General features: G+C 70.1%; 25 protein-coding genes. 24 read left to right on the forward strand and 1 reads right to left on the reverse strand.

Annotated features, from left to right (window positions below):
• Nucleotides 1-18: 18 nt before the first annotated feature.
• Complete coding sequence (locus C3486_RS03040) at nucleotides 19-1,608, reverse strand: FAD-dependent monooxygenase (protein WP_146074945.1); 1,590 nt, start codon at nucleotides 1,606-1,608, stop codon at nucleotides 19-21.
• A 225-nt stretch (nucleotides 1,609-1,833) separates the two neighbouring features.
• Here C3486_RS03040 and C3486_RS03045 point away from each other — a divergent pair, with 225 nt between their 5' ends.
• The 24 genes from C3486_RS03045 (at nucleotide 1,834) to C3486_RS03160 (ending at nucleotide 24,843) form a co-directional block, all read left to right on the forward strand.
• Nucleotides 1,834-2,286 (forward strand): DUF1772 domain-containing protein, encoded by a 453-nt coding sequence (locus tag C3486_RS03045; RefSeq protein WP_103830953.1) that lies wholly within the window; start codon nucleotides 1,834-1,836, stop codon nucleotides 2,284-2,286.
• Entirely contained in the window at nucleotides 2,283-2,834 is a 552-nt protein-coding gene (locus tag C3486_RS03050; RefSeq protein WP_103830954.1) for a hypothetical protein, read from the forward strand. The genes C3486_RS03045 and C3486_RS03050 overlap by 4 nt, the downstream gene beginning before the upstream one ends.
• Nucleotides 2,831-4,705 (forward strand): asparagine synthase (glutamine-hydrolyzing), encoded by a 1,875-nt coding sequence (gene asnB / locus C3486_RS03055; protein ID WP_103830955.1) that lies wholly within the window; start codon nucleotides 2,831-2,833, stop codon nucleotides 4,703-4,705. Before C3486_RS03050 ends, asnB begins: the two co-directional genes overlap by 4 nt.
• A gap of 91 nt (nucleotides 4,706-4,796) precedes the next feature.
• Complete coding sequence (locus C3486_RS03060) at nucleotides 4,797-5,168, forward strand: TcmI family type II polyketide cyclase (RefSeq protein ID WP_103830956.1); 372 nt, start codon at nucleotides 4,797-4,799, stop codon at nucleotides 5,166-5,168.
• Nucleotides 5,165-5,596 (forward strand): cupin domain-containing protein, encoded by a 432-nt coding sequence (locus tag C3486_RS03065; protein WP_103830957.1) that lies wholly within the window; start codon nucleotides 5,165-5,167, stop codon nucleotides 5,594-5,596. The genes C3486_RS03060 and C3486_RS03065 overlap by 4 nt, the downstream gene beginning before the upstream one ends.
• Nucleotides 5,593-6,876, forward strand: a complete 1,284-nt coding sequence (locus tag C3486_RS03070; RefSeq protein ID WP_103830958.1) for a beta-ketoacyl synthase — start codon at nucleotides 5,593-5,595, stop codon at nucleotides 6,874-6,876. Before C3486_RS03065 ends, C3486_RS03070 begins: the two co-directional genes overlap by 4 nt.
• Nucleotides 6,873-8,135 (forward strand): ketosynthase chain-length factor, encoded by a 1,263-nt coding sequence (locus C3486_RS03075; protein ID WP_103830959.1) that lies wholly within the window; start codon nucleotides 6,873-6,875, stop codon nucleotides 8,133-8,135. Before C3486_RS03070 ends, C3486_RS03075 begins: the two co-directional genes overlap by 4 nt.
• Nucleotides 8,136-8,205: 70 nt before the next feature.
• Nucleotides 8,206-8,670, forward strand: coding sequence for an SRPBCC family protein (locus C3486_RS03080; protein WP_103830960.1), 465 nt, complete (start codon nucleotides 8,206-8,208; stop codon nucleotides 8,668-8,670).
• Nucleotides 8,671-8,701: 31 nt separating this feature from the next.
• Nucleotides 8,702-9,451 (forward strand): SDR family NAD(P)-dependent oxidoreductase, encoded by a 750-nt coding sequence (locus tag C3486_RS03085; protein ID WP_103830961.1) that lies wholly within the window; start codon nucleotides 8,702-8,704, stop codon nucleotides 9,449-9,451.
• A 25-nt stretch (nucleotides 9,452-9,476) separates the two neighbouring features.
• Nucleotides 9,477-9,776 carry an antibiotic biosynthesis monooxygenase gene (locus C3486_RS03090; RefSeq protein WP_103831035.1) on the forward strand — a complete coding sequence of 100 codons (300 nt, stop codon included), beginning with the start codon at nucleotides 9,477-9,479 and terminating at the stop codon, nucleotides 9,774-9,776.
• Entirely contained in the window at nucleotides 9,773-10,087 is a 315-nt protein-coding gene (locus C3486_RS03095) for an antibiotic biosynthesis monooxygenase (protein ID WP_103830962.1), read from the forward strand. The genes C3486_RS03090 and C3486_RS03095 overlap by 4 nt, the downstream gene beginning before the upstream one ends.
• 253 nt (nucleotides 10,088-10,340) lie before the next feature.
• Nucleotides 10,341-11,594 (forward strand): cytochrome P450, encoded by a 1,254-nt coding sequence (locus C3486_RS03100; protein ID WP_103830963.1) that lies wholly within the window; start codon nucleotides 10,341-10,343, stop codon nucleotides 11,592-11,594.
• 55 nt (nucleotides 11,595-11,649) lie between these two features.
• Nucleotides 11,650-12,486 (forward strand): SAM-dependent methyltransferase, encoded by an 837-nt coding sequence (locus C3486_RS03105; protein WP_103830964.1) that lies wholly within the window; start codon nucleotides 11,650-11,652, stop codon nucleotides 12,484-12,486.
• A gap of 34 nt (nucleotides 12,487-12,520) precedes the next feature.
• A complete protein-coding gene (locus C3486_RS03110; RefSeq protein ID WP_103830965.1) occupies nucleotides 12,521-13,297 on the forward strand; it encodes an SDR family NAD(P)-dependent oxidoreductase in 777 nt (258 codons plus the stop codon).
• A gap of 104 nt (nucleotides 13,298-13,401) precedes the next feature.
• The gene (locus C3486_RS03115; RefSeq protein WP_181138422.1) at nucleotides 13,402-14,589 is read left to right on the forward strand and encodes a cytochrome P450; all 1,188 of its coding nucleotides are present in this window, start codon (nucleotides 13,402-13,404) and stop codon (nucleotides 14,587-14,589) included.
• A gap of 26 nt (nucleotides 14,590-14,615) precedes the next feature.
• The gene (locus tag C3486_RS03120; protein WP_103830967.1) at nucleotides 14,616-15,596 is read left to right on the forward strand and encodes a zinc-binding dehydrogenase; all 981 of its coding nucleotides are present in this window, start codon (nucleotides 14,616-14,618) and stop codon (nucleotides 15,594-15,596) included.
• Nucleotides 15,597-15,918: 322 nt separating this feature from the next.
• The gene (locus C3486_RS03125) at nucleotides 15,919-17,520 is read left to right on the forward strand and encodes an MDR family MFS transporter (RefSeq protein WP_103830968.1); all 1,602 of its coding nucleotides are present in this window, start codon (nucleotides 15,919-15,921) and stop codon (nucleotides 17,518-17,520) included.
• A 73-nt stretch (nucleotides 17,521-17,593) separates the two neighbouring features.
• The gene (locus C3486_RS03130; RefSeq protein ID WP_103830969.1) at nucleotides 17,594-18,442 is read left to right on the forward strand and encodes an SDR family oxidoreductase; all 849 of its coding nucleotides are present in this window, start codon (nucleotides 17,594-17,596) and stop codon (nucleotides 18,440-18,442) included.
• A 172-nt stretch (nucleotides 18,443-18,614) separates the two neighbouring features.
• A complete protein-coding gene (locus tag C3486_RS03135; RefSeq protein ID WP_103830970.1) occupies nucleotides 18,615-19,613 on the forward strand; it encodes an aldo/keto reductase in 999 nt (332 codons plus the stop codon).
• A gap of 27 nt (nucleotides 19,614-19,640) precedes the next feature.
• The gene (locus tag C3486_RS03140; protein WP_103830971.1) at nucleotides 19,641-20,417 is read left to right on the forward strand and encodes a class I SAM-dependent methyltransferase; all 777 of its coding nucleotides are present in this window, start codon (nucleotides 19,641-19,643) and stop codon (nucleotides 20,415-20,417) included.
• Nucleotides 20,418-20,442: 25 nt separating this feature from the next.
• Nucleotides 20,443-21,828 carry an NDP-hexose 2,3-dehydratase family protein gene (locus tag C3486_RS03145; protein ID WP_103830972.1) on the forward strand — a complete coding sequence of 462 codons (1,386 nt, stop codon included), beginning with the start codon at nucleotides 20,443-20,445 and terminating at the stop codon, nucleotides 21,826-21,828.
• A gap of 19 nt (nucleotides 21,829-21,847) precedes the next feature.
• On the forward strand, nucleotides 21,848-22,477 hold the full coding sequence (locus C3486_RS03150; RefSeq protein WP_103830973.1) for a dTDP-4-dehydrorhamnose 3,5-epimerase family protein: 630 nt from the start codon (nucleotides 21,848-21,850) through the stop codon (nucleotides 22,475-22,477).
• Nucleotides 22,474-23,481: an NAD(P)-dependent oxidoreductase gene (locus C3486_RS03155; RefSeq protein ID WP_103830974.1), complete on the forward strand. Its 1,008-nt coding sequence runs from the start codon at nucleotides 22,474-22,476 to the stop codon at nucleotides 23,479-23,481. Before C3486_RS03150 ends, C3486_RS03155 begins: the two co-directional genes overlap by 4 nt.
• Before the next feature lie 111 nt (nucleotides 23,482-23,592).
• Complete coding sequence (locus tag C3486_RS03160; protein WP_103830975.1) at nucleotides 23,593-24,843, forward strand: activator-dependent family glycosyltransferase; 1,251 nt, start codon at nucleotides 23,593-23,595, stop codon at nucleotides 24,841-24,843.
• Nucleotides 24,844-24,884 lie beyond the last annotated feature (41 nt).

Here is a 24,884-nt window from a genome sequence, read left to right on the forward strand (position 1 = left end):
ACGTGCGGCCGGACGGGGTCAGACCGTGCGCGCCAGCAGTCGGTGGACCACCGCCGACAGCTCCACCGACGGGTCCGCGGGCTCCTCGGCCGCACGCCAGGCAAGGAATCCGTCCGGGCGGACCAGCGCGGCACCGGACGCGGTGATCCCGTACTTCTTCAGGAAGTCCTCGACCACCTCGGCCTCCTCCTGGCCGCCCACTGCGTGGCAGACGATGTCGATACCGGTGAGCCGGGAGACATCAGCCGCCGCACGCCCCCACAGGCCGCTTTCCGGCCCGGCCAGCAGCCGCCAGCCGCCCGTCAGCAGGTCGTGCAGCGGGGTGGCCGTACCGTCGACGCGCACCTCGATGTGCGGGGCCCGAGTGCCCGGGCGGCCGGAGGGCTGGGTGGGGTCCTCCACCGGTGCGCCGTCGTCCGCGCCCGGCTCGGACAGCACCGCGCCCGAGCGGTAGACGTGGCCGAAGAGCACGATGGTCTCCGGCCGGTGCCGGGCCGCGGCCTCCTCGTCCAGGCCGCTGCGCTGCAGATACCGGATCACGCCCTGTTCCACGGTGAACTCGGCGATCGGGGCGCGCTCCTCCTCGTACGTGTCCAGCAGTTCGGCCCCTGCCTGCCCGCGCAGCACGAGCGCCAGTTTCCACGCCAGGTTGTGCGCGTCCTGCACGCCCATGTTTCCGCCGAAACCACCGGTGGGCGGCATGACATGAGCCGCGTCACCGGCCAGCAGGACCCGCCCGGAGCGGAAGCGGTCGGCGATCCGTGCGGCGATCTCCCAGCTGGTGCTCGTCTCCACAGCCACATCCAGGTCCGGTACGCCGACCGCGGCCCGCACCATCTCGACACACTCCTCCTCGGAGTACTCCGCGTGGGTCTCCTGCGGCGGCAGGCTCGGTGCCAGCACCCAGCGGTCGGCGTCGTCGAGCCTGCCGAGCACACCCTTGACCTTGTCATTGCTGACGAAGCAGAGGAAGAACTCGCGGCCGGCCACGTACTCGTCGAGCCGGGCATGGAAGATGACGTTCATCTGGCGGCCGAAGACGCCCTGGCCGTGCGTGCCGATCCCCAGCCCCTCGCGGATCGGGCTGCGGAACCCGTCCGCTGCTACCAGGTACCGGGCACGGACGGTGGTCTCGGTGTCGTGCCGCACGTCCCGCAGGACCGCCGTGACCCCGTCGGCGTCCTGCTCGTAGCCGACCAGCTCGGTGCCGAACCGGATGTCGGCGCCCAGCTCCTCGGCCTTCGCGCGCAGCACCGGCTCGAAGCGGTCCTGCCCGATCAGGGTCCAGCCGGTGGTGCTGACCTCGTTCGGGTCGTGCCGGAACGGCCCGTCGAAGCGCCCCAGCTCAGCGCCTGTCAGCGATTCCACCTGAAGGATGTCCCCGTACTGCGCATGGGGATTCTCCTGCGCGCGTACCGTCCGCTCCAGCCCGAGCGCACGCATCAGCTCCATCGTGCGGGGACTGGCCGCCTGCGCTCGTGGATGCGCCGAGATGTGCGGGTGCCGCTCGACGAGCACCGGCCGGATGCCCTGCTGGGCGAGGAACAGCGCCTGGGCCAGGCCCACCATGCTGCCGCCCACGATCAAAACGTCGGTTCGTTCCGCCACCGGATGTGCTCCCTCGTCTCGATGCCGCTCCGATTCGATACGGCGTTGGACACTCCCGGCCAGCCAACACGGCCGGGCTAGAGGGCGGCTCGGGCTCCGAAAGGGCCCGGGGGCGCGGCGCGGGCGGCGGCCGGTCTGTCGAGACGGCTTCGAGCGGCATGCGAGGGCCGGCTGGAACCTTCGTAGCGCTCCTTGACGATTCGTGCCGGACGGAGGCCGCGGGCCGTGGTGGAAACCCTGAGTGTGCTGGTGCTGTTGGGCACCGGGCTGGTGGCAGGCGTACTGTTCGCCGTGGCGATCAGCGTGATGCCCGCCCTGATCGCGATGACCCCGGACCGCTATGTGGACACCCACAAGCTGCTCGGCAAGCGGTACGACCGGATCATGCCGTTCATCGTGAGCGGCTCCCTCCTCGTCGACGCGGCCTTCGCCGTGCACGCCGAGGCGACCGGGCCGCGGGTGCTGTTCATCGGCGCCGCGCTGGCCATGGCCGGTGTCGCGGTGGTCTCGCAGACCCGCAACGTACCCATCAACAACCGGGTCAAGAAGACCCGGCCGGAGGACATCGGCCCCGACTGGGAGGACCCGCGTACCCAGTGGCGGGACTGGCACCTGCTGCGCACCTGCTTCGCGGTCGCGGGCTGCACCCTCACCGCCGCCGCGGTGGTCCTCTCGTGACCGCCGGGAACGAGCGGGCCGCCACGGTACGCCCACGCATCACCCGGGCCCTGCCCGGTGCAGAGGACCGGGCCACCGCCAACGCCCGCATGATCGCACTGCTCGCGCGGCCCGATCCGGGGCCGGTCGCCGCACACCTCGCGCTACTGCACTTCACCGGACGACGCAGCGGCCACGCCTACACCGTGCCCGCAGGCGTCCATCGCATCGGCAGCGCCCTGTACGTGGCCACCGGCAGCTCCTGGCGGCACAACTTCAACCCGGCCGCAGAGGGCGAGCTCACCTGGAACGGCAAGCGCACCGCCGCCCGCTTCGCACTGGTCACCGACCCGGAGCTGACCGCTCGGGGCTACCTGGAGCTGTACGAGCGCTACGGCGCCGAGGCCGCGCAGCGCCGCCTCGGCATCACCGTCGACGACAGCGGTCCGGCCCCTGCCCTGGAGGACTTCCGCGCCGCCGTCACCGGCGTCCCGCTCGCCCTCGTCACCGTCACGCTCGGCACCGGCGGCACCGACGAACTCGCCATGAATGAGAGGACCTCCCGATGAGCGCAATCGCCGGCTGGGTCGACTTCGAACGGGACCTGTCCCCGCAGACCGACACCGTCGAGGCCATGGCGGACACCCTCGCCCACCGCGGCCCCGACGGCCGGGGCACCTGGCTCCAGGGCCACGCCGCGCTCGCACACCGGCGCCTGGCCCTCCTCGACGTGACGGAGACCGGCAGCCAGCCCGTCGTCCACACCACCGAAGGCGGAACCACCGTCGCGGTCCTGACCCTCGACGGGGCCGTCACCAACCACACCGAGCTGCGCACCGAACTGACCTCCAGGGGACACCGGTTCACCGGCCGCGGGGACGGCGAGACCGCCCTGCACGCCTACTTGGAGTGGGGCACCGACTTCCTCACCCACCTCGAGGGCCTCTTCGCCATCGCCCTGTGGGACGTCCGCAGCCAGGAACTCCTGCTGGCCCGCGACCGCCTCGGCGTCAAGCCGCTCAGCTACTACCCGACCCCCACCGGCGTGATCTTCGGCTCGGAGCCCAAGGCGATCCTCGCCCACCCCGACGTGGCCCCCGTCGTGGACGCCGACGGCCTGCGCGAGCTGTTCGCGCACAGCCGCAAGCCGGGCACGGCCGTCTACCGCGGCATGCGCGAGGTCATCCCCGGTCACGTGCTGGTCGTACGCCGCCCCGGCAGCAAGGAGCAACGCTACTGGTCACTGCCCGCCCGGCAGCATACCGACAGCCTCGACGACACCGTCGCCACGGTCCGCCGCCTGCTCGGCGACGCCGTCTCCTCACATCTGCGCGCCGACGTGCCCGTAGGCGCCATGCTCTCCGGCGGAATCGACTCCAGCGCGCTGACGGCCCTCGCCCACCGGGCGCTGCCCCCCGCCCACGGACCGCTGCGCAGCTTCTCGGTGAACTTCACCGGGTACACGGAGCACTTCGAGCCGCACCCCACGATGCGGGCCACGCCCGACGCACCGTTCGCGGCGCTCGCCGCACAGCACATCGGCTCGCGGCACACCGAGATCCTCCTCGACATCTCAGCGCTCACCGACCCCGAGGCGCGTGCCACGTCCCTGCGCATGCAGGATGCTCCGTCCCCGCTCGGCGACATGGACGTCTCCCTCGTCCAGTTCTTCGCCCGGCTGCGCGAGGCCGGCTTCGCCGCCGTGCTCTCCGGCGAGACGGCCGACGAGGTCTTCAACGGGTACTTCTGGGCGTACGACCCGAAGCACAGCAACTCGCACACCTTCCCGTGGGTCTCCTTCGAGCGTGGTCACGACGCCGCCGCCGGCGGTCTGGGCACCTCCATGGTCGACCGGCAGCTGCGCAAGGAACTCGACTTCATCGGCTACGCCGACCAGCACTACCGCGATGCCCTCACCGAGGTCCCGCACGTCGACGGAGAGTCCTCCGCCGAGCGCCGGGCCCGCGAGGTCACCTACCTCGCCCTCACCCGCTGGGCACCCACCCATCTCGACCGCGCCGACCGCATGAGCATGGCCCACGGTGTGCAACTGCGGCCCCCGTTCTGCGACCGCGCGCTCGTCGAGTACGTCTACAACGTGCCGGCCACGATGAAGCGGGTGGACGGTGTCGAGAAGAGCCTGTTGCGCTCAGCCGTTGCCGACCTGCTGCCCGAGGCGGTGCTGCGCCGCAAGAAGAGCGCGTACCCGGCCACACAGGAGGCGGCCTACGGCGACTTCGTCCGCCGGCGGTTCATCGAGCTGGCCACCGACCGCAACGCCGCCGTGGCGGGGCTGCTGGACGCCTCGGCCACCGCTGCGGCACTGACCGCCGACGGTTCGCCGCAGGGCGCCTTCGCGTGGGTGGAGCGGGCCGGCATGGAGATGGTGCTGCAGCTCGACACCTGGATGACCGAGTACGGGATCGACCTCCGTCCGTGACCGCACACGCAGCGGGTCCAGACCTGTTCAAGACAGCTTCGAGAGCCCTCCACGAGGGTGGCACAACGACCGAAGAAGCCAGGAGGGCAACGTGCACCGCACACTGATCGTGGCGCGTATGGACCTCGATGACGCCGAAGGCGTCGCCAAGGTCTTCGCGGATTCGGACAGCACCGACCTGCCGCACATGGTGGGTGTCTCCAGGCGAACCCTGTTCGCCTTCCACAACCTGTACTTCCACCTCGTCGAGGCCGACCAGGACATCGGCCCGAATCTCTACAAGGCGCGCAGCCACCCGCTGTACAACGACATCAACACCCGCCTGCAGGAGTTCATCTCCCCCTACGACCCGAACTGGCGCGAGCCGCGCGACGCGATGGCCGTCCCGTTCTACTCCTGGACTCCGCAGGACGGACCGTTCGTCACACCCCCGTCCGCGCCGAACCTGGGCGGTGGACGATGACCACCGCAGCGCACCGGACCAAGGTCGGCCTGGGAGACGTCACCGCCAACCGCAAGCGCGGCGGGGACATCCGGATCACCCTCAGCCCGCGCACCGTCGGCTGCACCTCCGGCTTCGGCGGGACGCTGCGGCTGGCCCCGGGCGAGTACGTCACCGAGCACCTTCACCCGTACTCCGAGGAGTTCCTGCACGTCGTCGTGGGCGACCTGGAGATCACCCTCGACGGGGAGCCGGTACGCATCGGCCCCGGTGATTCCTTGCTCGTCCCGATCGGCGTCCGTCACCGTCTGGTCAACACCGGCCAGGAGCCGGCACAGGTGGTCTTCCACCTCTCACCGCTGGCACCCCGCCCGGAACTCGGCCACGTCGACACCGAGGCCCCGCTCACCGAGGACGGCGCCAACCCGGACGTCGGAGGAGCTCGATGAGCCGTCGCGCCGTCATCACCGGGGTCGGCGCCGTCGCCCCCGGCGGCATCGGCCGCGACGCCTACTGGGACCTGCTCTCGGCCGGCCGTACGGCCACTCGGCAGATCAGCCTGTTCGACGCGTCGGACTTCCGCTCGCGGGTCGCCGCCGAGTGCGACTTCGACCCCCTGGCCGCGGGCCTGAGCCCCCAGGAAGTCCGCCGGATGGACCGGGCCGCACAGTTCGCGGTCGTCGCCGCCCGGGAAGCCATCGAGGACAGCGGCATCGACCTCACCGCCGGTGACCCAGGCCGTATCGGCGTCAGCATCGGCAGCGCCGTCGGCTGCACCACGGGCCTTGAGGACGAGTACGCGGTGCTGTCGGACGGCGGCCGGAACTGGCTCGTCGACCACACCTACGGTGTTCCGCACCTGTACGGCTACATGGTGCCGAGCACGCTGGCGGCCGAAGTCGCCTGGCAGGCGGGGGCCGAGGGTCCGGTCGCGCTGATCTCCACTGGCTGCACCTCCGGGCTCGACGCCATCGCCCACGGGGTCCAGCTCATCGAAGAGGGCACGGCCGACATCGTCATCGCGGGGGCGACCGACGCGCCGCTGTCACCCATCACCTCGGCCTGCTTCGACGCCATCAAGGCCACGACGCCCAACAGCGACGGCGACCCGGCCGCCGCCTCCCGGCCCTTCGACGGCCGGCGCGACGGCTTCGTACTCGGTGAGGGCTCAGCGGTCATGGTGATCGAGGACGCCGCATCGGCCCGCCGCCGTGGTGCCACCGCCTACGCCGAGACGGTCGGCTTCGCGAGCCGTTCCAACGCGTACCACATGACCGGGCTCAAGCCCGACGGCCGTGAAATGGCCGAGGCCATCAGCCTCGCCCTGGACCGGGCGCAGCTCGCCCCGCAGGACATCGACTACATCAACGCGCACGGCTCGGGCACCAAGCAGAACGACCGGCACGAAACGGCCGCGTTCAAGCGGAGCCTGGGGGAGCGGGCCTACGAGGTGCCGGTCAGCTCCATCAAGTCGATGATCGGCCACTCGCTGGGTGCGATCGGCTCGCTGGAGGTCGCCGCCTGCGCTCTCGCCCTGCGCCACCAGGTGGTACCGCCGACGGCGAACCTGTCGGTCCCCGATCCGCAGTGCGACCTCGACTACGTACCGGTCACCGCGCGCGAGCACCGCATGGACCACGTACTCAGCGTCGGCAGCGGATTCGGCGGCTTCCAGAGCGCCTTGATCCTCGGCCGTCCCGGCGCCGGGAGCGGAAGGGAGGCGGCATGAGCGCGCTCGGCATACCCGACGGACGACGGCGTCCCGCGGTCGTCACCGGTCTCGGCGTGGTAGCGCCCACCGGCATCGGAGTCCGCGAACACTGGGAATCCGTGCTGGCCGGCAAGAGTGCTCTGGGACGCATCACCCGTTTCGACCCGTCCACCTACCCGCTGAAGGTGGCTGGGGAAGTGCCCGGGTTCGATGCCCGTGAGCAGATCCCGAAGACCCTTGTCAGCCGCACCGACCGGTACACCCACTTCGCGCTGGCCGCGGCGGAGGCGGCGCTCGCCGACGCGGGCGCCGACCCGGCCCAGCTGCCCGAATACGAGATGGCCGTGGTCACCGCGAGTTCCTCCGGCGGCACCGAATTCGGCCAGCACGAGATGGAGCAGCTCTACCAGCGGGGCCCGGCCTGGGTGGGCGCCTACCAGTCGATCGCCTGGTTCTACGCGGCGACCACGGGCCAGGTGTCCATCCGCCACGGCATGCGCGGCCCCTGCGGGGTCGTCTGCGCCGAGCAGGCGGGCGGCCTGGACGCGCTGGGCCAGTCCCGGCGGCTGCTGGACACCGGGTCCCGGCTGGTACTGACCGGTGGTACGGACGCCTCGCTGTGCCCGTACGGCCTGACCGCCCAGCTGTCCACCGGCGCGCTGGCCACCGAGGACGACCCGGCCCGCGCCTACCTGCCCTTCGACGAGGCCGCCGGCGGCTACGTGCCCGGCGAAGGCGGGGCCATGCTCGTCGTCGAGACGGAAGCGGGCGCGCGCGAACGGGGCGCCAGGCACTACGGCCGCATCCTCGGCTACGCGGCCGGGTTCGACCCGCCGCCCGGCTCCGGGCGCCCGCCCGTGCTCGCCTCGGTGATCCGCCGGGCGCTCGTGGACGCCGGGCTCGGGGCGGATGCCGTGGACGTCGTCTTCGCCGACGCCGCGGGCGTACCGCGTCTCGACGTCGCCGAAGCTGCCGCCGTCAACGAGGTGTTCGGCACCGGCCGGGTGCCGGTGACCGCGCCCAAGACGCTCACCGGCCGGCTCTACGCCGGAGGTGCGGCCCTGGACGTGGCCACCGCCCTGCTCAGCCTGAGCGCCGGCGTGATCCCGCACACCGTCGGCACCGGCCGCCCCGCACCGTCTCTGGGCATCGACCTCGTCGTCGACCGCCCACGGCACACCGCGCCGAGGACCGCCGTGGTCCTGGCCCGCGGCCACGGCGGCTTCACCTCCGTGCTGGTCGTGGCCGCCGGGGACCGCACCGACCACATCAAGTGACCCCGCTGTGTGAAAGGCAGGAAGTCATGCGCACATTCACCGCCGCACCGCTCGCGGAGGACCGATTCTGATGGCAGGCCACACCTCCAACTCCGTCCTCATCGATGCCCCGATGGATCTCGTCTGGGAGCGCACGAACGACGTGGCGTCCTGGACCGAGCTGTTCAGCGAGTACTCCGTCGCCGAAGTCCTGGAGCAGGACGGCCCGACCGTCACCTTCCGCCTCGCCCTGCACCCGGACGAGAACGGCAAGGTGTGGAGCTGGGTCTCCCGGCGCACCACCGACGCGGCGACCCGCACCGTCCGCGCCCACCGCGTGGAGACCGGTCCGTTCGAGTACATGAACATCCGCTGGGAGTACACCCAGGAGGACGCGGGCGTCCGCATGCAGTGGACCCAGGACTTCCACATGAAGGACGGGGCTCCACTCGACGACGCGGGCATGACGGACCGCATCAACCGCAACACCGCGGTCCAGATGAACCTCATCAAGGAAAAGCTCGAGGCCGCCGCGCGCACCGCCCTCGCCGGCTGACTCCACCGACGCACCACAGGAGGGAAACACCGTGGAATTCGCACTGCGCGGCAAGAAGCTGCTCGTCACCGGAGGCACCCGGGGGATCGGCCGCGGCATCGTGCTGGCCGCGGCACATGCCGGCGCCGATGTGCTCACCTGTTACCGCCAGGAGAGCGAATACGTGGAGAGCCTGCGCCGTGAGCTCAAGGAGACCGGCGGCAACCACCACGTCATCCGCGCGGATGTCGGCGAGACAGCCGAAGTGGACAGGCTCGTCAAGGAGGCGGGCGACCGCTACGGACGGCTCGACGGCGTCGTCAACAATGCCGGAACGATCACCCACATCCCCTTCGCCGAGCTGCCGGCCGAAGAGTGGTCGCGGGTCATCGACACCAACCTCACCGCTGCGTACCGGGTCATCCAGCAGGCGCTGCCGCTGCTCGGCCCCGGTGGCTCGATCGTCAACATCGGCTCCCGCGGTGCCGCCGCCGGCATCCCGCTGCGCGCCCACTACACGGCCGCGAAATCCGCGATGATCGGCCTGACCCGCTCGCTGTCCAGGGAGCTCGGCGGCAAGGGGATCCGCGTCAACGTCGTCGCGCCCGGTGTCATCGAGACCGAGGCGTTCGCCGGCATGCCGGCGGAGCGAGCCGAGGGCCTGCGGGCCACCTACGCCCAGAAGACGGCGCTCGCCCGGCTCGGCACCGTCGAGGAACTGGCCGCGCCGGTCCTCTTCCTGCTCAGCGATCTCGCCGCGTACGTCACCGGTGAGACGCTCAACGTCGACGGAGGAATCTGAGGTGTCCCGGCCCGTATTCCGCGTCATGCTGCGCATGGAGATCAAGCCCGGCATGGGCCCCGAATTCGAGCGGGTGTGGAAGGAAGTCGGTGAATCTGTCACCAGTCATCCGGCCAACATCGGGCAATGGCTCTCCCGCGGCGCCGAACAGGGCGAGGACGAGGTCTATTACATCGTGAGCGACTGGCTCGACGAGGCCCAGTTCCGTGCGTTCGAGAGCAGCGACCGCCACCTGCAGCACCGCACCAAGCTCCACCCGTACCGCAGCGGCGGCTCCATGACGACCATGCACGTCGTCGCCCGCCTTGCCGGCGCGGCGGCATGAGCGGCTCCGCCGCCCCGGCGGTGGAGGTGGTGCTCTACCACCTCGCCGACCGGGGGCCGGACATCGTGGCCGCGTACCACGAGGCCAGCCGCCGCATGGCCGGGACCCCTGGCCTCCTCGGGAACCAGCTGATGAACCAGGTGGGCCGGCCCGACAGCTACGTCGTGGTCAGCTACTGGGACAGCTGGGAGTCCTTTGAGACATGGGAGGCCGGCGCGGGGCACAAGGACCAGACGGCCCCGCTCCGCGCATTCCGGGACGTCGGGCGTGAGCGTCCCTTCGAGATCTACAAGGTGCTCGCCCGCTACTGACTGCCCCCGCACCCTCCCTGCCGGACCGGATCGCCGCCGGTCCGGTCCGGCAGGCCGCCGCTCTTTCCTCCACGCGCTCCGTGGAGCCGTATTCCCAGGCCATGAAGCCAATGTTCGAAGCCCGCTCGAAGCGGGGTCGAAGCCGCCTGGACCGGGGTGGGAACCCCCGATTTCCTGTGGCTGAATGAGGCCCGGAAAAAGCCGAATTCGCGAACTGAACGCATGAATCCACCGCCATTCGAGGGAGCTCCACGTGGCCAGTGCCGCGACGCCGAACACAGTGCTCGAGCTGTTCGATTCCGATTTCCTCCGCGACCCGCACCCCACGCTCGCGTCCTTGCGCGAGGAGTCGCCCGCACGCCTCGTGGCCACTCCCAACGGCCTCAAGACGTGGCTGGTGACCCGCTACGAGGACGCCAGAGCGCTGCTGACCGACCCGCGGGTGAGCAAGGACATGCGGGTGGGCTACGGCCTGGTCCCGCAGAACTTCGTGGACGCCGAGAAGCAGGCGCACTTCCAGGCGCAGCGGGGCACGCGCAAGCAGTTCGCGACCGAACTGAGCACCACCATGCTGGACAGCGACCCGCCGGACCACACACGACTGCGCAAGCTCGTCGCCAAGGCATTCACCATGCGCCAGGTGGAGGCGCTGCGCCCGCGGATCACCGAGCTGGTCACCGAGCTCCTGGACGCCTTGGACTGCCACGACGAGGCGGACCTGATGGACTCCCTCAGCTTCCCCGTCCCCTTCACCGTGATCTGCTGGCTGCTCGGCGTGCCGCCGGAGGACCGCGACACATTCCGCCGCTGGTCCAACCTGCTCACCTCCGGCCAGGGCAGCGAGGAGGCCCTCGACGCCAGCCAGGACATGGTCGCCTACCTGCGCGCCCTCATCGCCGTCAAGCGCGAGACCCCGGCCGACGACATGCTGACCGCGCTCATCGAGGCGACCGACGAGGGTGAGAAGCTCGACGAGGTCGAACTGATCTCGATGGCCTTCCTGCTTCTCGTCGCCGGCCACGAGACCACGGTGAACCTGCTCAACACCGGCACACTGGCGCTGCTGACCAACCCTGACCAGCGTGCCCTGCTGGAGGCCGACCCGGGCCTGTGGGACAGCGCGATCGACGAGTTCCTGCGCATCGACGCGCCACTGGCCAATGCCACCTGGCGCTTCACCCTGGAGCCGATCCGGCTGGGCGAGGTACTGATCCCCGAAGGGGAGTTCATCACGATCTCGCTGACCGCCGCAGGCCGCGATCCGAAGCGCTACGACGACCCCGATCGCGTCGACATCACCCGCAAGAACTCCGGGCACCTGGCGTTCGGTCACGGCATCCACCACTGCATCGGCGCGCCCCTGGCCCGCCTCGAAGGCCGCATCGTGCTCAGCGAGCTGTTCCGCCGCTTCCCCGGGCTGAGCCTCGCGAAGCCCGCGGAGGAACTGTCCTGGCGCCCCAGCTTCAACCTGCGCGGACTGGCCTCCCTCCCGGTCCGTCTCCGCTGACCCGCGTGGTCCGCGCCCGCCCATCCCTGCACCGCAGCCGTACAAGGAGACTTCCGTGAACCGTCCTTCCTGGGCACCGCCCGAGGTCGACATCGAAAAGCCGAGCATCGCCCGGGTCTACGACTACTGGGTCGGCGGCACCCACAACTTCCCGGCCGACGTCGCGGTCGCCAAGTCCATCGCGGACAAGAACCCCCTGCTGCCGCGCACCCTGCGCTCCAACCGGGCCTTCCTGCGCCGCGCCGTCAAGGAGCTGACCGACCTCGGCATCGACCAGTTCCTCGACATCGGCTCCGGCATCCCGACCGAGGGCAACGTGCACGAGGTGGCCCTGGAGAACAACCCCGACAGCCGAGTGCTGTATGTGGACATCGACCCGGTCGCCGTGGCCCACGGCAAGGCCATCCTGGCGGACAACCGGCAGGCCGCCTCCCTCCTGGGGGACCTGCGCGAGCCCGGTGACATCTTCGCCGCGCAGGAGACCGAGGACCTGATCGACTTCTCGCGCCCCGTCGCGCTGATCCTCGCCGCGGTACTGCACTTCATCAGTGACGCGGACGACCCGAAGGCCATGCTGCGACAGTTCACCGACAAGCTCGCTCCGGGCAGCTACGTCGTCATCTCGCACGCCGGCATGGAGAAGAAGCCGGCTCCCGAAGACGTCCCCGCGTCCGCGTCGCAGACCTACCAGGAGAACGTCAGCGAGGTCTACTGGCGCGATCTCGGCGAGGTCACCGCGCTGTTCGAGGGGCTCGAACTCATCGAGCCCGGCGTGGTGCCCGTTCCGGTGTGGCGCATCGGTCCGGAAGGCGACCCCGAGGGCTTCGGTGCCGAGGCACACGCGCTGGCGGGTGTGGCGAAGAAGGTCTGGTGCGCCGCGCGGCCACGGTGACCGAACCGACAATCCGGCTGGAATGGAGTGACTGATGGAGACCGATCTCCGTAACAAGGTAGTGCTGGTGACGGGGGCTTCCTCCGGCATCGGGCGGGCGACCGCCCTCGCCTACGGGGCGGACGGCGCGCGGGTGGCGATCACCTATCACAGCAACAAGGACGGTGCGGAAGAGACGGCCCGGCTCGCCCGCGAGGCGGGGGCCGCCGACACCTTGACCGTCCGTTACGACCTGGCCGACGAGACCGTCATACGCAGCGCGGTCAAGGCCGTCGCCGACACCTGGGGCGGGATCGACGTCCTGGTCAGCAACGCCGTGGTGTGGTCCGAGGGCATCCCGCGCCCCGGCCGGGTGATGCCCGACTTCGAGGACGCCGACCCGAAGGTGTGGCAGGAGGTGCTGCGCACCTCCGTCGACGCGACCTTCCACACGGTCGCCGCCGCCCTGCCGGCCATGCGTGGCCGCGAGTGGGGCCGCATCGTCATGGTCTCCTCGGGCCTGGCGGACTACGGCATGCGCGGAGGCGCGGCCTACGGTGCGGCCAAGGCCGGACTGCTGGGCATCGCGCGGAGCCTCACCTGGGAGCTCGCCCCGGAGAACATCCTGGTCAACGTGGTCGCCCCCGGTCAGACCATGACCGAGAACGTACGCCGGATCGCCCCGGCCGCGGCGCTGGAGGCCAAGGCGAAGACTCTCCCGTCAGGCCGGCTCTCGGTGCCCGAGGACGTGGCCAACACGATCGTGTTCCTGGGCTCCCGCGCCAACGGCAACATCAACGGCCAGACGATCCGGGTCACCGGCGGCGCATGACGCCCGCCGGCCGGCCCGCCGCGACCACTTCGGTGGCCGCGGCGGCCGGCCGCTCCCCGGTTCCCGAGCCGGTGACCTCGACCGTCGCGAACGAAGAGACTCCGATGACCGAAGAAGCGCCGAAGTTCACCTTTCCCTTTCACCGGGACTATCCGACCCGTTGCCCTGTCGACTTCGCCGCGTTGCGCGAGGAGCGCGTGGCGCAGCTGACGATGCCCAGCGGCTCGCCCGGATACATGGTCGGCCGTTACGAGGACGTCCGCCGGGTCCTGCTCGACCCCCGTTGCAGCGCCGACCTGCACCGCCCGGGTGTGCCACTGATGACCAACTGGCCGCCGCTGGAGAGCCTCAACTTCACCGACCCGCCGCAGCACACCCGGCTGCGCCGGCTCGTTGCCAAGGCGTTCACACCCGAACTGGTGGAGAGCTTCCGCCCGCGCATCCACCAGCTCACGAACGAACTCCTCGACGAGATGGAGCGGGGCGGCGACTCGGCCGACATCGTCGAGGCGTACGCACATCCGCTGCCGATCAACATGATCTGCGACCTGCTGGGCGTGCCGCGGGGCGACCGGTCCCGGTTCCGCAAGTGGTCGGAGGCCTTCCTCGTCCTGGAGAACAATCCGGTGGACGAGATCCGGGCCGCTGCCGAGGAGCTGCGCGAGTACCTCGGCTCGCTCGTCGCGGACAAGCGGCGCGCCCCCGGCGACGACGTGCTCAGCGCGCTCGTCGCGGCGCGTGACGTCGACGACCAGCTCAGCGAGGGGGAGCTGGTGTCCACGGCGACCCAGCTGCTCATGGCCGGCCACGAGACGACCTTCCTGCAGATCGGGCTGTGCGTCGCGACGCTGCTGCTGCACCCGGAACAACTGGCCGACCTGCGCGCGCACCCGGAGCTCATGCCCAACGCGGTCGAGGAGCTCATGCGCTACCAGGGGCCCGGGGACGGTGCCGCCTACCGGATCCTGCTGGAGGACATGACCTTCGGGGACACCACCATCCCCGCGGGAAGCGGAGTACTGGCGGCGATCAGTGCCGCCAACCGGGACGACGAGCGCTTCCCGGACGCCGGCCGTCTCGACATCCGCCGCGAAGACACGCGCCATCTCACGCTCGGCCACGGTATCCACCACTGCCTGGGCGCCCCGCTGGTGCGCATGGAGATGCAGATCGCGCTGACCAACCTGTTCGACCGATTCCCCACGCTGAAGCTCGCGTGTACCGAGGACGAACTCGAATGGATGCCCGGTCGGCTGCTCAGCGGCTTCCGCACCGTCCCCGTCACCTGGTGACCCGACCCCGATTCCCTGGAGGAACCATGCGCGTCGTCCGCTACTACGAGCACGGCGATCCGAGCGTGCTGCGCCTCGAAGAGGCCCGAAAGCCGGAGCCCGGTCCCGGTGAGGTGCTGATCCGCGCCGAGGCGATCGGCGTCAACTTTGCCGATGTCCAGAAGCGTCAGGGCCTGCCGATCGGCGGCCCCGCCACCCTGCCCGCCGCGCCTGCCGGTGACGTCGCCGGTGTCGTCGAGGCGGTCGGCGCCGGCGTGAGCCAGGTGTCCGTGGGGGACCGTGTCGTCGCCCCTGTCCGGTACGGCGCCTACGCCGAGTACGTGACCGCGTACGCGGCCACGGTGTTCCCGGTCCCCGGCAGCATCGACGCCGCGCAGGCCACTGCACTGCCGAGCCCGGGGGAGACCGCCTACCACGTACTCACGACAGTCGGACGCCTCGAGCCAGGTGAGACCGTCCTGATCAACGCTGCCTCCGGTGGCATCGGTCACCTGCTGGTGCAGCTCGCCCGCGCCCGTGGTGCGGGCCGCATCATCGGTACGGTCGGTTCGCCCGCCAAGCTCGACTTCATCCGCTCCATCGGCGCGGACGTCGCGGTGTGCTACGGGCACGAGGACTGGGTGGACGAGGTCCGTGCGGCAACCGGTGACAAGGGTGCCGACCTGGTGCTGGAGACCGTCGGTAACGAGGTCCTCAAGCACAGCATCGAGCTGGCCGCCCGCTTTGGCCGCATCGTCTGCTACGGCGGGGCGTCGGGCGAGCGCCCGCCGGCCATCTCACCTTGGGACTTCGTCGACATGAAGTCACTGCACGGCTTCAACCTCTACGCGCTCTTCCAGGACCGGCCCGACGTGGTCGCAGCGGGACGCAGGGAACTCCTCGGGTACGTCGAGTCGGGCCAGGTCACACCCGTCGTGCACAGCCGGCTTCCGCTTGCGGAGGCGGCCAAGGCACACGAGCTGATGGAGGCACGCGTCCATACCGGCAAGGTCGTACTGATTCCCTGACCCCGGCGTCACCGCTCGGTCGGCCTGGCCGTGGTTTGCATCGCAAGCGGAACTTCCGTTACAGTGCTGGACATCTGTAATCGACACAGAGGAAGTGGCGAGTAGCAAAAACGATCGCGAAGAACCGTGATCAGCGCATCTGCTGACGTCTGATCAACGGTTGAGAGGGCCGTAAAAGGCCGGAGTCGGACGAGATCCGACCACCCTTTCCTTCTCCGCTGCTGTTTCACAGGCAGCGTTCTTCAACGACTTCGTTCTGCGTACTCCCGTTCCGGGCGATGCCCTGCATCACGGCACCGCTCTTCGATTACAAGGATTCCTCATGGCTTCCCCTTCACCCGAGCCTGCCCTCGGGGCCCCTGCCGCGCCGGCTCCGTCCGCCAAGACCAATGCGGTCGTCCTCACCCTGATGGTGGCGGTCTTCCTCTCCCTGCTCGACTCCCAGATCGTCGCCACCGCGCTGCCTCGCGTGGTCAGTGACCTGGGCGGACTCGACCAGTTCGCCTGGGTCACGACGGGCTACCTCATCGGCGGCAGCGCCGCCGTCCCGGTCTACGGAAAGCTCGGCGACCTGTTCGGACGCAAGCGCGTCTTCATGGCCTCCATCATCGTCTTCCTCGTCGGATCGGCGCTCTGCGGCATCGCCCAGACGATGGGTCAGCTCATCACCTTCCGCGTCATCCAAGGCGCGGGCAGCGGCGGCCTGTTCATCTGTGTCCTCGCCCTCATCGGCGAGATGTTCTCCCCGCGCGAAGGCGCGCGCTACTACGGCTGGTTCTCCATCACCTTCGGCGCCGCCTCGCTCGCCGGCCCCACCCTCGGCGGCGTGCTGACCGAACTCGCCAACTGGCGCTGGGTGTTCTTCGTCAATCTGCCCCTCGGCGCCGTGGTGCTGGTCGTCGTCTCTTCGATGCTGCATCTTCCCGCGCAGCCCAAGAAGAAGGCCCACATCGACTACGCCGGCGTTCTCCTCCTCGTCGTCGGGATCGTCGCCCTGAACCTGCTGACCGGCTGGGCAGGCGTCAAGTACCCCTGGAGCTCGCCGGTCATCCTCGGCCTCGCCGCCGGATCCGTCCTCGCGATCGCGCTGTTCATCCTGTCGCAGCGCCGCGCGGTGGACCCCGTCATCCCGTTGCGCCTCTTCGCCGACCAGACCTTCACCATCGTCGTCATCCTCGGATTCATCGCCGGCTTCGTCGGCCTGGGCCTGATCAACTATCTGGTCCTGTGGCTCCAGACCGTCCTCGGCCTCGACGTGGAGAAGTCCGGCTACATCCTCACCGCGATGATGCTCGGCGTCGTGGTGACCTCGTGGGCCAGCGCCAAGATCATCGGACACACCGCTTCCTACCGCTGGTTCCCGGTGGCCAGCATGGCTGTGTTCGCCGTCGCCGCCGTGCTGTTCTCCACGGCCGGCCCCGAGACGGGCGCTGCCGTCGCCATTGCGTACGTCCTGCTCTTCGGCATCGCCGGCGGTCTCAACTCCCAGGCGCTGAGCCTCGCCGCCCGCAACACCGCGACAATGCAGGACATCGGCGCCGTGCAGGGCACCGCCACCCTCATGCGGCAGCTGGGCACCGGGCTCGGCGTCTCGTTCTTCGCCGCCCTGATGAACGCGCGCCTCGGCGCCGGACTCGAACAGCGCCTCGGTGGCGAATCCGGCGTCCGGGTCGACAAGGACGGCTCGCTCGCGCCCGAGGTACTCGGCCGCCTCTCTCACACCGTCCGCCTCGAAGTCGCCGACATCTACGCGGACTCGCTCCGTGCCGTCTTCTACGCGGTGATCCCGATCGTCCTGGTCGGGCTGGTGACCGCACTCTTCCTCAAGGACGTCAAGCTCTCCGGCGGCCGCGGCGGCGCCGGGGCCGAGGACTCCGAGATCGACGCGGCGAGCGACTCCTCTGTCGCCCGCGACGAACACTGACCCACCCCTCTCCCCCCAACGGCCTTATTCGCACGGCGTCCTGCCGTGCCCGCACATCCAAGGAGATCCACAGATGATTCTGGTAACCGGCGCCACCGGCAACGTCGGCAGCGAACTCGTCACCCAGCTCGCCGCCGCAGGCGTTCCCGTACGGGCCATGACCCGTTCTCCCGAGAAGGCCCGCTTTCCCGACGGCGTGGAGGTGGTCGCCGGCGACTTCGACAAGCCCGAGACGCTCCCCGCGGCCCTGGCCGGAGCCGACCGCGTCTTCGTCGTCCCGCCGGGCTACGGCCCCGAGGGCCCGGTCCAGGAGCGCACCCTCGTCGCCGCCGCGCGTGAGGCCGGCGTCAAGCACCTGGTCAAGCTCTCCACCAGCGGTGTCGGCTTCGGCGCCACCGACCCGCTGACCTCCGGCCACCGCCAGGGTGAGCAGGTCATCCAGGAGTCCGGCCTGGAGTGGACCATCCTGCGCCCCGGCACCTTCATGGTCTACCTCTACGGCTACGCCGACACCATCAGCAAGGAGCGGACCATGTACGTGACCGAGGGCGACCCGGTCTCCGCCATGATCCACCCGCGGGACATCGCCTCCGTCGCCTTCAAGGTCCTCACCACCTCCGGACACGAGGGCCAGGCCTACACGCTCACCGGCGGCGAGGCTCTCAGCCCGCAGCGCCAGGGCGAGATCGTCGGCGCGGCCCTCGGCCAGGAGATCACCGTCGTCGAGCGCACCCAGGCCGAGACGCAGGCAGAGTTCGACCGGCTGGGCTGGGGCGGTCCCCGCCTCGAGGCCCTGCTGGAGCTCAAGCGCCAGTCGGCCGCCTGGGACTGGAAGATCTCCGACGCCGTCGAGCAGATCACTGGAAAGGCGCCGTTGACCCTGCGCGACTGGGTCGACGAGCACATCCACATCTTCGGCTGAGCCGGTCCGCACACCGCACGGGGCCGGCGTGCCCGGGACGTCCCGGGCACGCCGGCCCCGTGCCTTGCGGCCTCTTCGGCGGGTCCAGCTGGACACCAGGACCCTTCGAGAGGGCCTCTCCATGCTGAGACACACAGCGCAAGGTCCGTCCACGCAGTGGGGAGTACGACACATGACCGGCAGCCCGCTCCACACCCGGCTGGGCCGTACGGGGCTGGAGATCAGCAAGCTCGCCTTCGGTACCGTCAACTTCGGTGGCCGGCTGGACGAGCCCGGCGCGCATCGGCTGCTCGACCACGCGGTCGCGCGGGGTGTCACCTTTCTCGACACCGCCAACACCTATGGCTGGCGCGTCCACAAGGGCTACGCCGAGGAACTCATCGGCAGCTGGCTCAACACCGGCCCCTCCCGGCGGGACGAGGTCGTCCTCGCGACCAAGGTGGGCGACCCCATGGGCGAGGGGCCCAACCGGGCGGGCCTGTCCACCCGGCACATCATCTCCGCCTGCGAGGCCTCGCTGAGGCGGCTCGGTACCGACTGGATCGACCTGTACCAGATCCACCACCTGGACCGGAGCGTGCGCTGGGACGAGGTCTGGCAGGCCATGGAAATCCTGGTGGCCCAGGGCAAGGTCCGCTACGTCGGCTCATCGAACTTCGCCGGCTGGGACATTGCCTCCGCACAGGAGGCCGCCCGGCAGCGCCACTTCCTCGGCCTCGCCTCCGAGCAGTGTGTGTACAACCTCGTGACCCGCCACGCGGAGCTCGAAGTGATCCCCGCAGCGCAGGCCTACGGACTCGGCGTCCTCGTCTGGTCGCCGCTGCACGGCGGCCTGCTCAGCGGCGTCCTGCGCAAGCTGCGGGAGAACACCGCGGTCAAGTCGGGCCAGGGACGTGCGAGGGAGGCCCTGGAGCGCCACCGCCAAGCGATCGAGGCGTACGAGAAGTTCTGCGCCGACCTCGGCCGTGATCCCGCAGAGGTCGGTATGGCCTGGGCCCTGTCACGTCCCGGTGTGACCGGGCTTGTCATCGGTCCCCGGACCGAAGCACACATCGACGGCGCCCTCGCCGCGCTGGACTCGCCACTGCCCCAGGACGTACTGGACCTGCTCGACCGTCTCTTCCCTCCGGTCGGCCGCGGCGGACCGGCGCCCGACGCCTGGCTCTCCTGACTCACCGACGAAAGGACCTGCCCTCTCATGGCCAAGGACGGATTCACCGACCCGCGCATCGTTCCCCACGAGTCGGACCAGGAACGCGAGGCGCGGGAACGGCTGACGAAGCTTCTCGTCGAGAGCCCCATCCCGCCCGAGTACCTGATCGACAACCTGCCCGTCTACATGCGCCGCCACCAGCTCGCCGACCTGCTCTCCATGGACGCGCTGTACCGAATGCTGCCCGAAGTCCCGGGCGTCATCATGGAGTTCGGTGTACTGCACGGCCGTCACCTGACCACGCTCACCGCCCTGCGGAGCATCTACGAGCCGTACAACTCGCTGCGCCGGATCGTCGGCTTCGACACCTTCACCGGTTTCCCCGCGGACATCCAGGACGTCGACAAGGTCAGCACCAGTGCCGTCCCCGGCCGTTTCGCGACACCGGAGGGTGAGGTCGACCACCTGCGCGAGGTCCTCGCGGCCCACGAAGTGTCCGAACCGTTCGGGCACACGCAGCGGTCCTTCGTCGTCCAGGGGGACGTCCGCGAGACCGTTCCGCAGTACCTGGAGGAGAACCCGGAGACGGTCATCGCCCTGGCCTACTTCGACCTGGACCTCTACCAGCCCACCAAGGAACTCCTCGACGCGATCCGGCCGCACCTGACCAAGGGCAGCATCCTCGCGTTCGATGAGCTCGCCCACCCGAAGTGGCCGGGCGAGACCACGGCCCTGCGCGAGGTTTTCGGCCTCGACCACGCCCCGCTCCGCCAGCTGCCGGGCCGCGAGCCGCCGGTCATCTACATGAAGTGGGGCGAGTGAGCGGACGACGGACGAGGACGAGCCGATGCCGACCACTTCAACGCTCAGCGCACGTCAGGATGTCGGGCTGCCGGCCCGGCTGGCCCGGTCCGCGGCCACCGGCGGTACCGGATGCCGGATGTCCCTCACCGACTTCACGGGCTGGCTCACGCACCGGACCACGGTGAACCGGTTCCGGGTGGAACGGATCCCGTTCGCCGACATGGACGCCTGGTCGTTCCACCCGGAGACCGGGAACCTGGTCCATGACACGGGCCGGTTCTTCAGCGTCGAAGGCCTGCACGTCACAGTGGGGGAGGGCCCCTTCCCCGAGTGGCAGCAGCCGATCATCAACCAGCCCGAGATCGGCATTCTCGGCATCCTCGCCAAGGAGTTCGACGGCGTCCTGCACTTCCTCATGCAGGCCAAGATGGAGCCCGGTAACACCAACCTGGTCCAGCTGTCGCCGACGGTGCAGGCCACCCGCAGCAACTACACCAAGGCGCACAAGGGCGCCGATGTGAAGTACCTCCAGTACTTCACGGGCGCGGCCGACGCGACCGTGCTGGTCGACGTGTTGCAGTCCGAGCACGGGGCCTGGTTCTACCGCAAGTTCAACCGCAACGTGGTGGTCGAGACGACGCAGGACGTCGCGGTCGACGACGACTTCTGCTGGCTGACGCTCGGACAGATCGGTGAGCTGCTGCGTCGCGACGACGTGGTCAACATGGACTCGCGTACCGTACTCGCCTGCCTTCCCGTCCCCTTCGAAGAGCCCGGTGCCCTGCACTCCGATGCCGAGCTGCTGTCGTGGTACGCGGCGGAGCGGTCCCGTCACTCGGTCGACGTCCGCCGGATCCCGCTGGCCGGTGTGACCGGCTGGCGGCGCGGCACGGACTCCATGGACCACGACCTCGGCTGGTACTTCCGGGTGGTCGCGGTGCGGGTCCAGGCGTCCAACCGCGAAGTCGGCGCGTGGACACAGCCACTTTTCGAACCCCGGGACTCCGGCGTCATCGCCTTCCTCACCCGGAAGATCGGTGGCGTCCCCCATCTGCTCGCACACGCCCGGGTCGAGGCCGGCTTCATCGACTCCATCGAGCTGGCGCCGACCGTTCAGTACACACCACGGCACTACGCACACCTCACGGGGGACGCCCGGCCCCCGTTCCTGGACATGGTGCTCGCGGCGAGGCCCGACCGGATCCGCTACGAGGCCGTGCACTCGGAGGAAGGCGGCCGCTTCCTCAACGCGCAGGCGCGCTATCTGATCGTCGAGGCCGACGAGACCGAGGCGCCCGACGAGCCGCCGCCGGGCTACCGGTGGCTCACGGCCGGACAGCTGAACACGTTGCTGCGGTACGGCCGCTACGTGAACGTGCAGGCCCGCACGCTCATGGCGCTGCTCAATTCCCACGCCGCCGAGTTGTGACGACCCAGGGAACCCACTGATGACGACCCAACAGACCGATAAGACAGCCACCGCGACCGCCCGGGAACTCGCCGTCGAGGGCGCCTACGAGTTCACCCCCAAGGTGTTCCCCGACGACCGGGGGCTGTTCGTGGCCACGTACCAGCGACCGTTGTTCAGCGATGCGACCGGCCATCCCTTCCCCGTCTTCCAGGCCAGTCAGAGCCACTCCCGCCGGGGTGTGGTCCGGGGGGTGCACTTCACCTCGACGCCGCCGGGCACGGCCAAGCACGTCTACTGCGCGCGGGGCCGGGCGCTCGACCTGGTCGTCGACCTCCGCGTCGGCTCGCCGACCTTCGGCCAGTGGGACTCGGTCCTGCTCGACCAGGAGCACTTCCGTTCGACGTACCTGCCCGTCGGGGTGGGGCATGCGTTCGTCGCGCTCGAGGACGACACCGCAATGGTGTACCTGATGTCCGGGCCTTTCGTGGCGGAGAACGAGCACGCCGTGTCCCCGCTGGACCCCGCACTCGGACTGCCCGTCACACTGGACGGCGTCGAGCCGGTCCTGTCCGACCGTGACACGGTGGCCCCCACTCTGGCCCAGGCCCGCGAACTGGGCATCCTGCCGGACTACCGGACCAGTCTCGCGCTCGAGGCAGCGCTGTGACGGCCCCCGCCGCCCGGCCGCTCGTCGTCGTCCTCGGCGCCTCCGGCTATCTGGGCACCGCCGTCACCCGCGAACTCGCCGCCAGGGACGTCCGGCTGCGTCTGGTGTCCCGTCGCCCCGCGGCCGTACCCGAAGGCGCCCGCGCCGTGGTGGAGTCGGTGACGGCCGACCTCACTCACCCGGAGCAGCTCGCCGCCGCCGTCGAGGAAGCGGACGCGATCGTCCACCTGGTCGCGCGGATCGCCGGCGCGACCTCGTGGCGTGCCGCGGGCGGCGACCCACTGATCGAGCGGGTCAACGTCGGTCTGGTGCACGACCTCGTCGACGTGCTGCGGGAGAGCGCCGTGCCGGGCCGGCGCCCCGCCGTGCTGTTCGCCGGATCAGTGGCGTCGGTCGGCGTCCCCGGAACGTTCCGCATCGACGGTTCGGAGCCGGACGCCCCCAGGAGCGCCTACCCCCGGCAGAAGCTGGAGGCCGAATTCGCTCTCAAGGCCGCCCACGACGAAGGCCTGCTCCGGGCCGTCTCCCTGCGGATGCCGACCATCTTCGGTCCGGGCCCGCAGGAGACCGCAGCCGACCGCGGTGTGGTGATCACCATGATCCGGCGCGCTCTGGAGGGCCGCCGCCTTGAGCTGTGGGACCGCACCGTGCGCCGGGAGATGATCCATGTGACGGATGTGGCCCGGGCCTTCGCCGCCGCCCTCGATCACGCCGACGCGCTCGGCGGCCGCCACTGGGTCATCGGTACCGGACGCAGCGAGCCGCTCGGCGACATGTTCACGACGATCGCCGCAGCCGTGGCGGACCACACCGGGGCGGCTCGCGTACCGGTCGTCGAGGTCCCGCCGCCGGCCGAGGCCGAGGCCACCGACCTGCAGAGTATGGAGGTCGACTCCTCCGCCTTCACCCGGATCACCGGCTGGCAGCCGGTGGCGGACCGGTCCGCCGCGCTGCGCGCGCTGGTCGCCGAAGTGGCCGCCCGCACCGCACCGAGCCGGGTGTGAGGGGGTTCCGCCGCGCTGGGCCGGGCACGGCACACACCCTCTCCGGAAGACACCACGCATTCGACGGGACCCACTGATGGCCGATCGGGCCGTTACATCGAGAGGTTGATCATGCGAGTACTCCTGGCCTGCGTCGGCATCAAGACGCACTTCTACAAGGTGGTCACCACCGCCTGGGCATTGCAGAACGCGGGGCACGAGGTACTGGTCGCCAGTCACCCGGTGCTGGTCGACGACATCGTCCAGGCCGGCCTGCCCGCCGTCGCGGTCGGCACCGACCACACCATGTTCGCCCCCTCCCCGTCCGGCGCTACCTCGTACAGCCGTGAGTGGGACTTCACCTTCTCCACCCCGGAGACCCTGACCTGGGACTACCTGCACGAACTGCACGAAGCGCTGGTCGGCCGGTTCCACACCACACTGAACAACGACAGCTTCGTGGCCGGGATGGTGGACTTCGCCCACAAGTGGCAGCCCGACCTGGTGCTGTGGGAGCTGGGGACCTACGCCGGTGCCGTCGCCGCGCGGGCCGTCGGCGCCGCTCATGCCCGCATCGTCTGGGGCCAGGACGTGACGATGCGGGCCAGGGAGGAGTTCCTCCGGCTCGACCGCGCGCGCCCGGCGTCCCGGCGGAGCGACCCGCTCGCAGACTGGCTGGGCGGGGTCGCCGCCCGCTTCGGCGACACGTTCGACGAGGAACTCGTCACCGGCCAATGGACGGTGGACCTGCTGCCCGAGAGCGCTCGGCTGGAGTCCAGCCTCAAGATCGTGCCCAGCCGGTACGTGCCGTACAACGGTCCCTCGGTGGTGCCGGACTGGGTGTACGAGGCCCCCGCGCGCCCCCGAGTCTGTCTCACCCTCGGCGTGGCGGGGCGGGAGCGCGGCCTCGACTACGTCTCACAGGCCGATCTGCTCGATGCCGTCGCCGACCTCGACATCGAGATCATCGCCACGATGGACAGCCTGCAACGTGAGAACCTGCGGCAGGTCCCGGACAACGCCCGGCTGGTCGATTTCATCCCGCTGCAGGCGCTGCTGCCGAGCTGCTCCGCCATCGTTCACCACGGCGGATCGGGCACCTGGGGCACGGCCATGCTGTGCGGCGTCCCGCAGATCGTGATCGCCGCCACTTGGGACACGCCGGTCAAGGGACAGCACCTGGAGCGTGTCGGCGCCGGATTCTCCATCCCGGCGGGGGAGCTGAAGCCGGACCGACTGCGCGAGAAGCTCGTCCGGGTCCTGGAAGAGCCGTCGTTCCGCGAAGCGGCGGCGCGCCTCCGCCAGGAGGCGCTGGTCGAGCCCTCTCCGAACGAGACCGTCCCGATCCTGGAACGTCTGACCGCTCAGCACCGCGCTCGGTGATCCCTGAGCTTCTCCCACCCACCCTGCCGGCGTAGCGCCGC

The organism is Streptomyces sp. Ru73 (genome assembly GCF_002920575.1).
Classification (GTDB): domain Bacteria; phylum Actinomycetota; class Actinomycetes; order Streptomycetales; family Streptomycetaceae; genus Streptomyces.